Origin of the sequence: Facklamia sp. 7083-14-GEN3 (assembly GCF_024742075.1) — a bacterium.
Taxonomy (GTDB): Bacteria; Bacillota; Bacilli; order Lactobacillales; family Aerococcaceae; genus Facklamia.
On sequence record NZ_JANSGD010000004.1, the window covers coordinates 169378 to 185900 of the forward strand.

General features: G+C 35.4%; 15 protein-coding genes. 14 read left to right on the forward strand and 1 reads right to left on the reverse strand.

Features of this window, described 5'->3' with window-relative positions:
- Positions 1 to 30 precede the first annotated feature (30 nt).
- Positions 31 to 714 carry a hypothetical protein gene (locus tag NW240_RS08315; RefSeq protein ID WP_258437099.1) on the reverse strand — a complete coding sequence of 228 codons (684 nt, stop codon included), beginning with the start codon at positions 712 to 714 and terminating at the stop codon, positions 31 to 33.
- Positions 715 to 884: 170 nt separating this feature from the next.
- Here NW240_RS08315 and NW240_RS08320 point away from each other — a divergent pair, with 170 nt between their 5' ends.
- The 14 genes from NW240_RS08320 (at position 885) to NW240_RS08385 (ending at position 16522) form a co-directional block, all read left to right on the forward strand.
- Positions 885 to 2255 carry a uracil-xanthine permease family protein gene (locus NW240_RS08320; RefSeq protein ID WP_396134617.1) on the forward strand — a complete coding sequence of 457 codons (1371 nt, stop codon included), beginning with the start codon at positions 885 to 887 and terminating at the stop codon, positions 2253 to 2255.
- Between the two features lie 152 nt (positions 2256 to 2407).
- Positions 2408 to 3106, forward strand: coding sequence for a zinc metallopeptidase (locus NW240_RS08325; RefSeq protein WP_258437101.1), 699 nt, complete (start codon positions 2408 to 2410; stop codon positions 3104 to 3106).
- 20 nt (positions 3107 to 3126) lie between these two features.
- Complete coding sequence (locus NW240_RS08330) at positions 3127 to 4329, forward strand: YcjF family protein (protein WP_258437102.1); 1203 nt, start codon at positions 3127 to 3129, stop codon at positions 4327 to 4329.
- A 156-nt stretch (positions 4330 to 4485) separates the two neighbouring features.
- On the forward strand, positions 4486 to 5472 hold the full coding sequence (locus tag NW240_RS08335; protein WP_258437105.1) for a metal ABC transporter solute-binding protein, Zn/Mn family: 987 nt from the start codon (positions 4486 to 4488) through the stop codon (positions 5470 to 5472).
- Between the two features lie 23 nt (positions 5473 to 5495).
- The gene (locus NW240_RS08340; protein WP_258437106.1) at positions 5496 to 6191 is read left to right on the forward strand and encodes a metal ABC transporter ATP-binding protein; all 696 of its coding nucleotides are present in this window, start codon (positions 5496 to 5498) and stop codon (positions 6189 to 6191) included.
- Positions 6149 to 6976 (forward strand): metal ABC transporter permease, encoded by an 828-nt coding sequence (locus tag NW240_RS08345; RefSeq protein WP_258437108.1) that lies wholly within the window; start codon positions 6149 to 6151, stop codon positions 6974 to 6976. Before NW240_RS08340 ends, NW240_RS08345 begins: the two co-directional genes overlap by 43 nt.
- Positions 6977 to 7087: 111 nt before the next feature.
- Positions 7088 to 7918 carry a pur operon repressor gene (gene purR / locus NW240_RS08350; protein WP_258437110.1) on the forward strand — a complete coding sequence of 277 codons (831 nt, stop codon included), beginning with the start codon at positions 7088 to 7090 and terminating at the stop codon, positions 7916 to 7918.
- A gap of 76 nt (positions 7919 to 7994) precedes the next feature.
- Entirely contained in the window at positions 7995 to 9362 is a 1368-nt protein-coding gene (glmU, locus tag NW240_RS08355; RefSeq protein ID WP_258437111.1) for a bifunctional UDP-N-acetylglucosamine diphosphorylase/glucosamine-1-phosphate N-acetyltransferase GlmU, read from the forward strand.
- A gap of 22 nt (positions 9363 to 9384) precedes the next feature.
- Positions 9385 to 10368 carry a ribose-phosphate diphosphokinase gene (locus NW240_RS08360; protein ID WP_258437112.1) on the forward strand — a complete coding sequence of 328 codons (984 nt, stop codon included), beginning with the start codon at positions 9385 to 9387 and terminating at the stop codon, positions 10366 to 10368.
- 193 nt (positions 10369 to 10561) lie between these two features.
- On the forward strand, positions 10562 to 11953 hold the full coding sequence (locus tag NW240_RS08365; protein ID WP_258437159.1) for a sugar transferase: 1392 nt from the start codon (positions 10562 to 10564) through the stop codon (positions 11951 to 11953).
- Between the two features lie 65 nt (positions 11954 to 12018).
- Positions 12019 to 12990: a hypothetical protein gene (locus tag NW240_RS08370; protein ID WP_258437113.1), complete on the forward strand. Its 972-nt coding sequence runs from the start codon at positions 12019 to 12021 to the stop codon at positions 12988 to 12990.
- A 136-nt stretch (positions 12991 to 13126) separates the two neighbouring features.
- Entirely contained in the window at positions 13127 to 14617 is a 1491-nt protein-coding gene (locus tag NW240_RS08375; RefSeq protein ID WP_258437115.1) for a nicotinate phosphoribosyltransferase, read from the forward strand.
- A gap of 10 nt (positions 14618 to 14627) precedes the next feature.
- Positions 14628 to 15455, forward strand: coding sequence for an ammonia-dependent NAD(+) synthetase (nadE, locus tag NW240_RS08380; protein WP_258437116.1), 828 nt, complete (start codon positions 14628 to 14630; stop codon positions 15453 to 15455).
- 23 nt (positions 15456 to 15478) lie between these two features.
- Positions 15479 to 16522 (forward strand): MraY family glycosyltransferase, encoded by a 1044-nt coding sequence (locus NW240_RS08385; RefSeq protein ID WP_258437118.1) that lies wholly within the window; start codon positions 15479 to 15481, stop codon positions 16520 to 16522.
- Position 16523: the final 1 nt, after the last annotated feature.

The following is a 16523-nucleotide window of genomic DNA, read 5'->3' on the forward strand; positions in this document are numbered from 1 at the left end:
AGTCATTTAGTAATGGCTGGGACTTTATACTTATTGTTGAAAGAAAAACAGTGAGTGTGTTGAATTAACTAGGTGCATAGGAATAAGTTCCTTTGTTTGAGGATGATAATAAGCCAAGAGCACTAATCGATTTCCTACTTGTGTTAGAGCATGGTTTATTAAACGTGTGTCGTTGTCACCTGCAATTTTTTCGGCTTCTTGGTAAGTAAAGGGGACAATAATCCGAGGGACAAATATTATCTCTTCATTGAGTTGGAATTGGCTTTGGTCAATTGAGACATTTAATTGGCTTAAATCTTTCTCTGAATTAATCTGTATAAGGATTTGATCTAAGTCATTACTTGTTATTTTACTTTTATTAGCTTGCTGCTCCTGATTTGTAAAATTATTTAGATAATAGCTTTCCATGGCTTGATTGATATCTTGAGGTACTTGTTCCGGAAAGGTCAAATTAGGAAATTCAGAAGAAGCACTGAGTTTCTCTTTTAAAAAGTTAACATCTTTATTATTTTGTTTATTCGTTTCTGTCTTATCTTTCTGACTGTCCTCTGAGTCAACATTTTCATTTGTTTGGCTAGTTATTTGGTCTTGGGAGACAGCGGTCAATTCTGATTGTTCACTTTTTTCATTAGTGGTCGGTTCTTGAAAGTATTGGATAATCTGACAACCTGATAATAAAAGAGAAGCAATCATAAGGCTAAGTATTTTTTTCATAAAATCATTCCTTTTTGTTTCGTTTTATCAGTGTATCAGAAAAATATAGAGATTAGGTAACAAGTTGATAACAAATTACTGAATTAAATGCTAAAAAGAGTGTGACAACTTAATCAAACAATGATAAAATCAATTAGAAATATAAGGACTTTTAATGCATTCCAGCGAGGATGCCAAAGTCTACTGAGTATTTTAAGTCCTTATTTTCAAATAAAGGGCTTTTTTTTATGCCCTCATATAAGGAGATTAAAATGGAAAATTCGAAAGATAAAATGACTCTATTGCTGCAACCTGACGAAAAGCCGGAGTTTACCAAAGGTTTACTACTAAGCTTTCAACATGTTTTTGCTATGTTTGGAGCAACAATCTTAGTTCCTTTGATTTTAGGATTATCTGTTTCAACAGCTTTGTTAGCAAGTGGGATAGGTACATTGATTTATCTAACCATAACAAAAGGGAAAGTACCTGTTTACTTAGGGTCCTCATTCGCTTATATTACTGCTATGGCTTTAGCTATGGAACAACTAGACGGGGATATTTCTGCTGCTCAAACAGGAATCATGATGGTCGGTCTTTTCTACGTTGTGATTGCTGGTGTTATCAAATATACAGGTACCGATTGGTTGAATAAACTATTACCACCAATTGTTATTGGGCCTATGATTATTGTTATTGGATTGGGACTGGCTTCTTCCGCTGTAAATAATGCTGGTTTTGTATCAGGTGGGGATTGGCGAAATATTTTTGTTTCAGTAGGAACGCTACTCATTTCAGTTTATATGCAGATTTTTGGTAAGGGCTTCTTTAAAGTGATTCCATTTTTAATCGCTATTATTGGCGGTTATCTTCTTTCGTTAATGGTTGGAATTGTTGATTTTACTCCTGTAATAGAAGCTAGCTGGATTCGCTTGCCCGATTTATCACTTCCATTTGCTACACCCATTGAGAATTGGCAACAATATGAGTTTTATTTTGGGCCGGAGGCATGGGCTATTTTACCAATTGCTTTGGTGACGATTGCTGAGCATACAGGTGACCATGTGGTGCTTAGTGAAATTTGTGGACGTAATTTTCTATCAAAGCCAGGCTTACATCGAACGTTAGCAGGCGATGGATTCGCTTCTTTTGTTTCAGCTTTAATTGGTGGTCCTGCAAACACAACTTATGGGGAAAACTCTGGTGTGATTGCTCTAACAAGAATTGCTTCTGTCAGTGTTATTCGTAATGCAGCTTTGTTAGCCATTTTGATATCCTTCTTTGGTAAATTCAATGCCTTAGTGGCATCAATACCTGCAGCAGTTTTAGGAGGAATGTCTATTCTATTGTATGGGGTAATTGCTAGTAATGGTCTAAAAGTATTAATAAAAGATCACACTGACTTTTCACAATCTAGAAATTTAATTATTGCTTCCGCTATGTTAGTGATAGGCTTGGGAGGAGCTGTTTTAGATTTAGGAGGCTCATTTGTTGTTTCGGGAACAGCCTTAAGTGCATTGGTAGGAATTATCTTAAATGCTATGTTACCTGAAGTGAAAAATTAAAAAGTGTTAGGCATTTAGTACTTCTAAATGCCTCTTTTTATTCTTAGAATAAGGGCTAAAGGAAATAATTCTAAAAGTTGCTTAAATAGATAATCAGGGGAACTTTTGATAGAATACAGTTTATAGTGTTCGATCTTTAAAGGAGGAATTGGATGTACCCCTATGGTTTTTATTTTGATTCAACATATTTCCTAATACTAATAGGTATGGCCATTGTAATGTATGCTCAATGGAAGGTGAAATCAACTTTTGCTAAATACAGTGAATTAATAAGTGAGCGTAATATAAGCGGTCATGAAGCCGCAGAGTTAATTTTGCAAGCAAATCAAATTCATGATGTGAGAGTTGAAAGAGTAGCTGGAAATTTAACAGACCACTATAGTCCTAAAGAGAAGGTTTTAAGACTATCGGAAGCTACTTATAGTAACAGTTCTGTAGCAGCCGTAGCTGTTGCAGCTCATGAGTGTGGTCACGCCGTGCAAGATGCAAAAAATTACCAATTTTTAAAATTAAGATCAGCTTTAGTTCCCGTTTCTCAATTTGGTTCAATGATTGGTATGCCAATTATCATTATGGGTTTTCTTTTTCAAATGATGGGTTTGGTAACAATTGGTATCCTTGCGCTTTCAGCGGCTTTGCTATTTCAAATAGTAACTTTACCAGTTGAAATAGACGCCAGTAAACGGGCTTTAGTTTCTTTGGAACAGCTAGATATCTTCACTCAAGGTGAGATGCCCGCTGCTCGTAAAGTTTTAAATGCAGCAGCCTTTACTTATATAGCGGCTACTCTTTCAACCGCTTTACAAATTTTAAGATTAATTATTTTATCTAATCGTTCCCGCAGAAACTAAGGCATAGATGGAGGCGAATTATGGATTTTTGGAAGAAATTAAAGAATAACCCTTTAAACCCTAACTTAGCATTTGATCTATTAAAACAAGCAGATCAGGAAGTTGAAAAGATGGAGCCCATTCGCATTTTACTCGCTGGTAAAACAGGATCAGGCAAATCCACTCTTGTGAACGCTCTTTTTAGAGAAAATATTGCTTCAACAGGAGTTGGGCTTCCAGTGACTCAAAAAGTCCAAAAAATAAGTAAAGAGGGCTTACCGCTAGTTATTTATGATACCAAAGGATTAGAGCTACACTCAAAATCACAAGATGAAAGTATTCAACACTTACTTCATTTGGTGCAGGGTGCTAAAAAAGGAAAAGTTGTAGAGCCTATCCACTTAGTTTACTATTGTATCAATGCCACGATGGCAAGAATTGAACCGCAAGAAATTGCCTTAATATCGATGTTAGCTCAAGAATTGCCGGTTATTGTAGTTTTAACCCAAGCAATTGGCGAAGACATTAAAAACTTTAAAAATTCTGTTCAAAATGCAGTCCCTCAAGTTAAAGCTATTATTCCCGTGTTAGCTAAAGATTTTGAATTAGCAGGCGGTCAAAAAATTAGTGCTTATGGCTTGGAAGAGTTAATTAATCAAAGTCATAAGTTGGTGCCGAAAGAGGTAGAAAAGGCTTTTATTAACGCCCAACGAATAGACTTAGCTTTAAAAGTAGCTCAATCTAGAAGTTGGGCTAACAAGTATATGAAAACAACTTTTGGAATCGGTCTAACGCCTTTACCGATTGCTGACTCAGCGCTCTTAGTACCCATCCAAATTACAATGCTAGCTCATATTACAAGTATTTTTGGTTTATCGATCGATAAAAAACAAATTGTTAGTATGATGGCAGGTGTAGGAGGGACAGGATTAGCAAGTATGGTGGGGAAGTATCTGGCCTCATCAGCTGCTAAATGGATGCCAGGTGTTGGCTCTGTTACAGGAGGAATGGTTAATGGTTTTACTGCCTCTACTGTTACTCTAGCATTAGCATACTCTTATATTGAAATATTAAAGCAGATTACAATAGCAGAGAATCAAGGTAAAAAGTTAATGCCTAAGGAAATAACAGCCATGATGCGCAAAACATTTGGTCAAGAGCTTGAAACAATCACTCATAGTTTGCCGGATAAAGTTAAAGATTCATTGCCAGAATGGATAGCCAAAAGTTTAGACCAACATTAGTATGATTAATATAGCGGTTTGCCTTTTAAGAAATAGGGCATACCGCCTTTTTAGTATTAAAAATTTTAAAATTTATCTTGACAAATTTTAAGTAGGAAGATACTATACTTAAAGATATACGTAATTATTACTATTTAAACGGAGGTATAAAATTAGATGAGTAAAATGGCAAAAATGATAGTGACAATTTTGTTAAGTGTAGTGGTGATAGGTCAATCAATTTCTGGAATAATTTCTGCTCAAGATAGGCCAAAAGTTATGACTACTTTTTATCCAGTGTACTTTTTGGCTTCAGAAATTGCAGGAGATAAAATGGAGGTTTCTATGTTGTTAGAAGCCAATCAAGACGCGCATGCCTATGAAGCGAGTGCACAAGCTGCTATTAAAGTCCAAGAAAGTGATCTATTTATTTATCAAGATGATGAAATGGAATTTTTTGTCAAAGATTTATTATCTTTGGTTGACACAAAAAACACAAAAGTTTTAGAATCAACGGATGGAATAGAATTGCTGGCTGGAGATGGTAAAGTAGTTTCAGAGCATAATCACGAAGGTGAAGAGCATAATCACGGAGGTGAAGAGCATAACCACGAAGGCGATGAGCATGGTCATGAAGGGTACGTTCATGAATTTGATCCTCATACCTGGCTAGATCCAATTGTTTTTGGACAACAAGCCAATAATATTAAAGAGGAAATGATTGAAATTGATCCTGATAACAAAGATAATTATGAAGAGAATTATCGTATTTTGATTGAAAAACTTGAACAACTCGACAAAGAGTATCAAACTCAATTACAAGATTTAGAAAACAAGACTATTGTTGTTCAACATAGAGCTTTTAGTTACTTAGCTCACGCTTATGGTTTGGAGCAAATCCCTATTGCGGGCCTTTCCTCTGACCAAGAACCGTCAGCACAGCAAATAGCTGGAATGCAAAAACTTATAAAAGAAAAAAAAGTGAATAAAATCTACGTTGATCCTGCAATTGATTCTAAGATATCACAAACAGTAGCTAGTTCCACTCAAGCAGACTTATTGCCCTTAAGAACGTTAGAATTAGTTTCTGAAGAAGAGACAGCAGCAGGAGAAAACTATTTTTCATTAATGCGTAAAAATCTTGAACAACTCGTTCAAAATTAGGAACTAGCGTAAGGAGGCCAAGAATGAAGGTATTATCGGTTAAAGACTTATCTTTTTATTATGAAGAAGAAAAAGTTTTGAATAATATCACTTTTGATATTTCAACCGGAGAATTTGTTATTCTAACGGGAGAAAACGGAGCGGCTAAGTCAACGTTAGTGAAAAATATTATCGGTTTGTTAAAGCCAGCAACTGGAGAGATAAACATTGCCAAGAAAAATAAAGCAGGAAATAAGTTGTCGGTGGGTTATGTTGCACAAAACATTTCCGCCTTTAATTCAGGTTTTCCTAGCACAGTGCAGCGTTTTGTAGAGTCGGGTCGTTATAGTCAAAACAGATGGTTTAAACCTTTAGATGCTGAAGATTATGAACATGTTGATCGTGCACTTGAAGCAGTGGGTATGTCTAATATGCGGAATAAATTAATAGGGCAACTATCAGGTGGTCAAAAACAACGGATTGTTTTAGCGCGAGTTTTTGCATTAGATCCGGATTTATATGTTTTAGATGAACCGACAAACGGCATGGATAGTCAATCGCGGAGAAACTTCTATCAACTTTTACAACATCTTACCAAACATCATGGCAAATCAATTATGATGGTAACACATGCTGATGATGAAATTGAAGGCTTCTATGATCGTGAAATTCGATTAATTAGAGAGGAGGGTTCTCCATGGAGATGTTTCAGTATGACTTCATCCAACGCGCCTTTATAGCAGGTTTAGCCATGTCCTTTATAACACCTATTTTGGGACTCTTCCTTATTTTAAGAAGGCAATCTTTAATGGCAGATACCCTGTCACATATTTCTTTAGCTGGTGTTGCTTTAGGGATTATTCTAGGTATCCAACCTACTTACTCGACCATTGTAATTGTTGTAATTGCTTCACTCGGAATTGAGTATCTTAGAACGGTTTATAGACATTTCACGGAAATATCTGTGGCTTTGATGATGTCCACAGGGATGGCTTTAGCATTGTTTCTTCTAAGTTTTAATACCAATAGTGGTGTATTTAAAGTAGACCAATATCTATTTGGATCGATTATCTTGATTCAAGATCAAGAGGTATATTTACTAATTGGTCTAGCGTTGGTGATTTTGTGCTTATATCTAATTTTTAGAAAACCACTTTATATTATATCCTTTGATGAAGCAACTGCTAAAACAGCAGGATTGCCGGTTCGCTTTATTTCAACTTGCTTTTCAATTCTGACCGGGATTGCTATTTCTATTATGATGCCAATTGTAGGTGTTCTCTTAGTATCGGCTTTAATTGTGATACCTTCTTCGACAGCTATTAAAGTTTCTAGATCCTTTGAAGAAGCAATAGCGGTTGGTTTTGTAATCAATATCGTGGGAATCTTTTTAGGGTTATTTGCTTCCTATCGATTAGACACTCCTCCTGGGGCATCCATTACTTTATTATTTATTTTGATATTTATTTTAGTAACTGTTGTTCAAAACCTTCAAAGATATATACGTAATCATAATCATCAATAAGAAAAAGAGTTCTGACGATTGTCAGAACTCTTTTTTTATATGAATCCCTTATTGAAAATTCGAACGAATAATGATAGAGTTTGCTTAACGTTTGGAAAGAGGGGTTTTAAAATGACAAAAAAGTATAAACGAAACCAGCGGTTAATAGCCATTACCCATCAGTTAATGAATAACCCTAATCAGCTTTTAAATTTACAAGATTTTGCGTATAAGTTCCAATGTGCCAAATCATCAGTGAGCGAAGATTTGGGAATGGTCAGAGAGGTTTTTGATGAGATGCAACTAGGTCAGCTTGAAACATTGACTGGTAAAACGGGGGGTGTCATCTTCCATCCACAACTTTCGGGAGAAGAAGTTGAAGCTATTCAGCGTCAAGTAAAAGACCGACTTTCTCAAGGTAAGAGAATTCTACCCGGGAACTATATATTTGTGAATGATCTATTACAAGATCCAAGTGTTTTAAACCCGATTGCCCAACTAATTGCTGCTAAATACGCTGACAAAGACATCGATACGATTTTAACCATAGAAGCTAAAGGAATTGGATTGGCAGCAGCAGTAGCGTTATATCTTAATAAACCATATGTTGTTGTTCGACGAGAATCGACTTCTGGCGAAGGATCAACCATTTCAATAAATTATACTTCGGGCTCTACTCAGACTGTAAAAAAAATGGAACTTTCGAAATCAGCCTTGAAATCGCAAAGTCGTGTATTGATTGTGGACGATTTTCTTCGTAATGGTGGAACATTGACAGGACTTTTAAATTTAATTGAAGAATTTGATTCGAAAGCAGCTGGAATATGCGTTTTTGCGGAGAATAAAGTTAAAAATCGGATGAGAATTCCTAATTATCATGCTCTTTTTGAAACACAATTACGCTATAACAATGAATTAGGTCACTATCAATTAGAGATTGAAGCAGGAAATTTTTTTAATTAGGAAACGCCATAGCCATATAGGCTTTAAATAGGTATAATATAAGGGTAAATGTCGCAGAGCGAAGGAGTGTGAGTGAATGAAAAGAATGGCGGTTATTTTAGCAGCTGGCAAAGGTACACGCATGAAGTCATCCTTACCTAAAGTTCTCCATAAAATTAGCGGAATTTCCATGGTAGAACATGTTGTTCGATCGGTCTTAGAAAGTAATGCCGAGCAGATAGTAACTATTGTTGGTAATGGAGCGGATTTAGTAAAAGCCCAATTAAAAAATCTTACTGATTTTGCTTTTCAATCCGAACAATTAGGAACAGGTCATGCAGTACTCCAGGCAGAAAATCTTCTGGCAAATGAAAAAGGGAGCACCTTGGTTATATGTGGGGATACACCCTTATTATCTGGAGATACACTAAATAAGCTCTTTGAGCATCACGAAAGTACTGGATCAAAGGCAACCGTTCTAACCGCAAAAACAGAAAACCCTAAAGGATATGGTCGAATTGTTCGTGACGATGAAGGTCAAGTTCTTAAAATAGTCGAGCAAAAAGATGCTTCTGCTAAAGAACTTTTAATAAATGAAATTAATACTGGAACCTATATTTTTGATAATTTAAGCATGTTTGCTGCTTTAAAATCAGTCAGTAATCAGAATGCTCAGGGTGAGTATTATTTACCAGATATTATTGAAATTCTTCAAAAGCAAGGAGAAAAAGTATATGCCTTTGATATGAAAGATTTTGAAGAATCACTTGGAGTGAATGATCGAGTAGCTCTCTCTAGAGCACAGCAGTTGATGAACCGACGTATTATCACTAATCATATGCAGAATGGCGTAAGCTTTATAAATCCTGAAACCACCTATATTGAATCAGATGTAAAAATCGGCGAAGATACTGTGATTGAAGGTGGGGTTCAGCTTAAGGGCGAAACAATTATTGGAAAATCCGTAATAATTGGAGCTAATAGTGAAGTGGTTGACAGTCAAATTGGAGACTCGGTAATAATTACTCAGTCTGTTGTTGAAAAATCAAAGGTTGAAGACAGAGTAGAGATAGGGCCCTTTGCTCACTTACGACCTAAGAGCCATCTTGCAGAGGGAGTTCGCATCGGAAACTTTGTTGAAGTTAAAAACTCTCAATTAGGTAAAAATACTAAGGCGGGTCATTTAGCTTATATCGGAGATGCCGATATAGGACAAGATGTGAATGTAAGTTGTGGTGTCATTTTTTGTAATTATGATGGAAAAAGAAAATATCGTTCGAAAGTTGGCGATCAAGTATTTTTGGGAAGTAACTCTAATATTGTCTCACCAGTTGAGATTGGGGATCGCGCCTTTGTAGCTGCTGGTTCAACTATTGTAAAGGATGTTGAAGCGGAAGCGTTGGCTATTTCACGTAGCGAACAGGTAAATAAATTAGGTTACTGGACTAAATATATCAATAAATAAATTTAAGGAAAGAGGGATTTGGTTGGCAAGTGAACACTATAAGGATCCAAAATTAAAGATTTTTGCGTTAAGTTCTAATGAAAAGTTGGCGGCTGCGATTGCAAAAGCTGTTGGAGTAGACTTAGGTGAAATTTCTTTATCTAGGTTTGCTGATGGAGAGATACGGGTAAACATCGATGAATCGACTAGGGGAGCACATGTATATATCGTACAATCAACCTCCTCACCAGTTAACGATAATTTAATGGAATTATTGATTACGATTGATGCTTTACGCCGCGCATCGGCAAAAACAATCAATGTAGTGCTTCCTTACTATGGTTATGCACGTCAAGATCGTAAAGCTCAGTCTCGCGAACCAATTACAGCTAAATTAGTAGCAAATATGCTAGAGCAAGCAGGAGCGGACCGTGTAGTTGCACTGGATTTACATGCAGCCCAAATTCAAGGGTTTTTTGATATTCCAGTAGATCACTTATTAGGTGCTCCTTTACTCGCAAATTACTTTATCGATAACAAACTCTTTGGAGATGACGTTGTAGTAGTTTCACCAGACCATGGTGGCGTAACTCGTGCACGTAAATTAGCAGAATTTTTAAAGGCACCGATTGCCATTGTCGATAAACGTCGACCACGTCCTAACGTAGCAGAAGTTATGAGTATTGTTGGTGATGTTAAGGATAAAACAGCCGTGATAATTGATGATATGATTGATACGGCAGGAACAATTACAATTGCTGCTCAAGCATTGATTGATCGTGGAGCAAAAGAAGTCTATGCAACTTGTACTCACCCTGTTCTCTCCGGACCGGCTTTAGAAAGATTACAAACCTCAGTTATTAAGAAGGTAATTGTTACCGATACGATTTTATTACCTGAAGACAAGCAAATAGACAAGATTGAAATTGTGTCTGTTGCGCATTTGATTGCCGAGGCAATTAAACGTATCCATGAGAACCGTTCCGTTTCTCCTTTATTTAATGAAAAATTTACTATCATTGAATAGATATTTCTGAACTAAGAGAAATTTTTAACTTTTAAGTTGAGCTCGTTCTATCTTTAAGCTGGATAGGACGAGCTTTAGTTGTTTCAATTTTATGAATGAGATCGTAAAAATAAATCAGACTAAATGTTGATGGTTATTTTTTTAAGAAGTCGTTATAATGAATAAGAACCAATGGAAAGAAAGAGGGTTTATTATGAACCATCGAAAAGAATGGAATAATTTATTGCGCTTTGTTGTTGTTATAATGGGTTCGATAGTTTGTCTATTAGGAATTCTAATATCCTTTCATTTAAAATTTTCAGGCCAAATTCCATATAGAAATTTTATAGCATTCGAATCAAGTTATTTATGGATAGCAATAGGATTTATTTTGATTAATTTCCTTTTTGGTACGTATATATTTTATAACAAAACCTTGATGGATCTTTTCTATTTTACAATGCTATCCCAATTGTTTTTGTCGTTTTTTATGATGGCCGTGACTTATGCTGGATCTTGGTTAACCTTCCCACGATCAGTTATTTTACTCAACCTCTTTGTGGGAACAATTTTGTTATTTTTATTTAACACAATAGCTTATCTTCTCTATCATCGACTGTCAGGACGTAAAAAGGTTTTAGTGGTAGGCGAAAATAAAAAAGCATTAAATGCTGTGATTAATTTTGATAGAATGACTAACCGCAGGCATGAAGTCACTCATGTGGTCTTGTCCGATTACTATCGACATGTGGTCAAATTATCTGATGCGGTTGATATTGTTTACCTTACTGGTTATATTGAAGAAACAGAAAGGCTAAAAATCTATGATTATCTGATGCGAAATAATAAAAAACTCTTTTTATCGACTAATTTTGCTAATTTAATGATGGTCAACCCAAATATAATGAGCTTTGAAGATGAAAGTCTTATTGAAGTATCAACTTTTTCAATAGCTTTTGAACAAGCTATTATAAAAAGGACGATTGATATCGTTACTTCTTTACTTTTGTTGATTTTAGCCTCTCCAATCATGTTATTAACAGCTATTGCTGTAAAATTAGACAGTAAGGGGCCGGTTTTTTATCGTCAAGTAAGAATTACTAAAGGATCTAAACCATTTAACATTTTAAAATTCCGTTCAATGACACAAACAGCTGAGGAGAAATCTGGACCTGTATTAGCTAGTTCCAATGATACACGAGTGACGAGAGTCGGGAAGTTTATCCGAACCTCTCGAATTGATGAGCTTCCACAATTAATTAATGTTTTAAAAGGAGATATGTCACTTGTCGGGCCACGACCGGAGCGTCCTTTTTTTGTTAATCAATTTAGTCAAGAAAATGCTTATTATGAATTACGACATCATGTGCGCGCTGGCATTACTGGTTATGCTCAAGTCTATGGAAAATACGCTACAGACTTTAATAATAAATTGAATTTTGACTTGTTATATATTAAAAATTATTCTTTAGCCTTTGATTTCAAATTATTATTCCAAACGATAAAAATTTTATTTGATAAGGTTTCTTCAAGAGGGGTGGACCATGGAGAGCTCTGTCAACCCGCTTGGGAGGATTTTCAATCGAAAGTACAGATTTACGACTAGTTTATTTCTAGTTGTTTTGGATGTTGTATGTTATGCTTTTTCTATTAAATTATAAGGAGAACATTATGAATAAAAGTAAAAAAATAAAAGTATTCTTTTTAATGTTAATGGTTAATATATTGCTAATTCCTCAGACTTATATCAATGGTCAAGAAAAGGTGTCAGATGCTTGGCAAGATGTTGCGGAAAAAGTAAATCAACAGGAATTTCAATCCTTTCATATGAAAGGGACGGTAGGTGTGAAAATTTCCTCGCAAAATATGACCAGTGATTTCGGGAACTTAGAAATTGATACACTAGTGAGCAATCAACCGATAGCTCTGCAAATGGTTGCAAAAATTGTCTCTCCTTTCGTAGGATCGGAAGCTGTAGGCTTTGAAACCTATGCTAAAGAAGGGTTTAATTATACTTACAACACTGAAACTAATGAGTGGACGACTTCTGAATGGACAGTATCTGAGGAAGAAATTCTTGAAAGTCTTCAAGCTTCCTTTGAAAATGTATCGAATGAGTTAGCCAAAAACGAAATAACCCCAGAATCTCAGGATTTTATTAATAAATACTTTACTTTAGAAGAAAAAGGACAAGACTATCATTTTAAATTAAAAAAAGATATTGATGGCGCTACTTTCTACAATGATTTAGATAAAGCAATTGATTTAAAACAGTTAGTCCAAGAATCAGCTGACAAAGCAATTGAGCAATCGGAAGATTTCGGACAAGCTATTGATCAAAACTACGAAAAATCACTGGAAGAATTACTGAATCCAGAAAAGTTTAAAGAATTCTTTAATATGAATCCACAAATGAGTGTTACATATGATAGTTTGACAGGCTTGATAAAGAACTTCTCCTTTATGATTGACATGAACCCTAAAGTTTTTGTTGATTCAGTGAGTGAAGTAGACCAATCCAATCTGCCAGAACTTATAAGTATTTCGGCTAGTTTTGACTTTGACCAGTATGGTGAAACCTTTAATATTCAGGTTCCTTTGGAGGCCATGCAAACTTCTGAAGAAAATTCTACAGAAGACTAATTTTAAAAACCTTTAGTTGAGTAATTAACTGAAGGTTTTTTTATAATGGCCATAGAGCTAGTGCGTTCTTTTTGAATCAACATTGAGAGTAATAATGTGATACAATAAACAAAATTATTCAGTTGAGGGGATAAAAATGATCTATAAATATTCTGACGACAGCTTAATGACTCATACCGACCTTTATCAAATCAATATGCTCAAAACATATTGGGAAAAAGGGATTGATCGAAAACATGCTGTTTTTGAGGTGTACTTTCGTAAAAATCCTTTTAGCAATGGTTATGCTATTTTCGCAGGTTTGGAAAGAGTGGTTCACTATTTAAACCAATTTCATTTTTCAGAGAGTGATTTGGATTATTTAAGAAGTCTAGAACTATATTCTGAAACATTCATTCAATACTTAGCAGAAATGAAATTAGAATTATCAGTTAGGTCCATGCGAGAAGGCGAACTTTGTTATGCAACCGAACCTTTGATGCAAGTTGAAGGGCCACTTGGTCAGTGTCAATTAGTTGAAACGGCTATCTTAAATATAATAAATTTTCAGACTTTAATTGCCACAAAGGCATCACGTATTCGTTCTGTGGTGGGTAAAGGTGATAAAATTTCAGAATTTGGAGCTAGAAGGGCACAAGAAATGGATGCGGCTATTTGGGGAACGCGCGCAGCCTTTATCGGTGGCTTTGATTCAACTTCTAATGTTCGAGCTGGAAAATTGTTTGGTATTCCCGTTTCTGGAACCCATGCTCATTCTTTAGTACAGGCTTATCGCGATGAGTATCAAGCTTTTAGAGCGTATGCTGAAACCCACCGAGATGTCGTCTTTTTAGTAGACACTTATGACACTTTACGTTCAGGCATGCCTATCGCTATAAAAGTAGCTAAAGAAATGGGCGATAGAATTAACTTTATAGGTGTGCGAATTGATTCAGGTGACATGGCTTACCAATCTAAAAAAATTCGTGAGCAATTAGATGAAGCTGGCTTCGCTGAAGCTCGCATTATTGCTTCCAATGATTTAGATGAAAAAACTATTCTTAACCTGCGCATGCAAGGTGCAAAAATTAATGATTGGGGCATCGGAACGAAAATCATTACTTCTTATGACCAGCCTGCTCTAGGTGCTGTATATAAATTAGTTGGTATCGAAGATGACAAAGGTGAGATTGTACCGACTATAAAAATTTCTTCGAATACAGAAAAAATCACTACGCCTGGTATGAAACAAGTTTGGCGTATTACTCGTAAAAAAGATGGTAAGGTAGAAGGCGACTATATTGCTTTAATTGATGAAAGACCTGATCAACTAGACGAACTCTTTATGTTCCATCCGGTTCACACTTATATCAATAAGACGGTTAAGGATTTTGAGGCGCGTCCACTTTTAATTGATATATATAAAGAGGGTCAGCAGGTATATGATTTACCAGATATTTTAGCTATTAAAGAGTATTTAGATGATAAAATTAACTGCTTATGGGAAGAACACAAACGAATCTTAAATCCTCAAGTATATCCAGTGGATTTGTCTCAAAAACTATATGATTTGAAAATGGATAGTATACAAGAAGTTCGCGACCAAGTTGATTTAAGAGTTAAGGAGTTTCAGACAGATCAATTCTAAGGAGAAAATTATGAGACCATTGCAAAAAGAAATTATAGAGAGTTTAAAAGTTTTGCCAACTATTGAACCAGAAGCTGAAATTAGGCGCTCTATCAAATTTTTGAAAGATTATCTCTATCAATATCCAACACTAAAGTCTCTTGTATTAGGCATTAGTGGCGGACAAGACTCTACTTTAGCAGGAAAATTATCTCAAATGGCGATTGAAGAAATGCGCACTGAAACAAACGATAGCCAGTACCAGTTTATTGCAATACGACTTCCTTATGCTGTCCAAAATGATGAAGAAGACGCTTTAAAGGCGTTAGAATTTATAGCACCGGACCGAATTTTAACTTTAAATATTGAGGAGGCTACTTTAGGCATAGTTCAAGCTTTAAACAAAGAACAAATAGAAGTTAGTGATTTTAATAAAGGAAATATTAAAGCGAGACAGCGTATGATCATGCAATATGCAGTGGCAGGACAATTTGCGGGTGTTGTAGTAGGAAGTGACCATGCTGCAGAAAGTGTTACAGGTTTTTTTACTAAATATGGTGATGGTGCGGCGGATGTAATGCCCTTATGGCGTTTAACTAAAGACCAAGGCAAACAGTTGCTCCAATCCCTAAATTGTCCGGCAGAACTCTATCAAAAAATACCAACAGCCGATTTAGAAGAAGACCGACCAATGTTATCTGATGAAGAAGCTCTAGGTGTGTCTTATCGGGCAATTGACCGCTATTTGACAGGATATGAAGTAAGCGACAGAGAAGCAGCAACAATTGAAAAATGGTATTTAAGTAGCCAACATAAACGTCATCTACCGATTACTGTTTTTGACCAATTTTGGAGATGAACTTGATTTAAGGAGATGAATCGATGTCCATTTTATTGGAAATAATAATGCGGGTAGTACTTGCTTTTCTATTATCATTGGCACTTTCTTATTCCTTATTAAAGCTGATTCAGTCTAAAAAGCCTCTTAATTATAAGAAAAGCGAGGATAATAGAAAAAAAACACCACCTGCCTACGGTGGTATTGCCGTATTTATGGCTTATTGGCTAAGCTACTACTTATTAAACCCTTTTACTCTTTGGGATATTCAAGGAAGCCTTTTTGTTGCCTCTATTATTATTCTTGTAACTGGCATTTTAGATGATTATTTAAATTTATCTGCTGTAAAAAAGTCAATCGGCATACTAATCGCCTGTCATTATGTTTATTTTTTTAGTGACATTTCTTTTTCATCCCAACTCATCAATTTTGAAGACCCATTACTATTTAGTAGCTTGAAGTATCTTTTAACTATATTATGGATTTATTTAGTAACAAACGCTTTAAATTTATTAGATGGAATTGATGGTTTAGCTTCAAGCGTCAGTCTAGTCAGTCTTCTTTCAATGGTAATCATAACTTTAGGTTTTTCTTTAACCATTCAATTGGATTTTGTATTAAAGTTATTATTTTTATTTGCATCAATTGCGGGTTTTTTAATTTTTAATTGGCCACCCGCTAAGATTATGTTGGGAGATACTGGGGCTTTATTTATTGGGTTTATGTATGCGAGCTTAACCGTAACAAATCTTAAAAATGCTAGTCTTTACTCTTTTATTTTTCCAATTCTTTTATTTGCTGTTCCGCTTTTTGATACCGTCTTTGCCTTCATGAGACGTTTACGTCAGCGCACACCAGTTACTGAAGGAGATAAAGAACACATCCACCACCGATTACTTCGAAGAGGTTATAGTGAAAGATCAATCAATAAAATGATGATGGCTTTATCTGCCGTTTTTTCATTAATTACCCTAGCTCTTCATGCCTTCCCAGATTTTAAGTGGTTGATATGGGTGATGACAGTGGTATTAATAGTGGCAATGGTTTATTTAACTGTACATATTGGAAAAGAGTCTTCGAATAAATGAA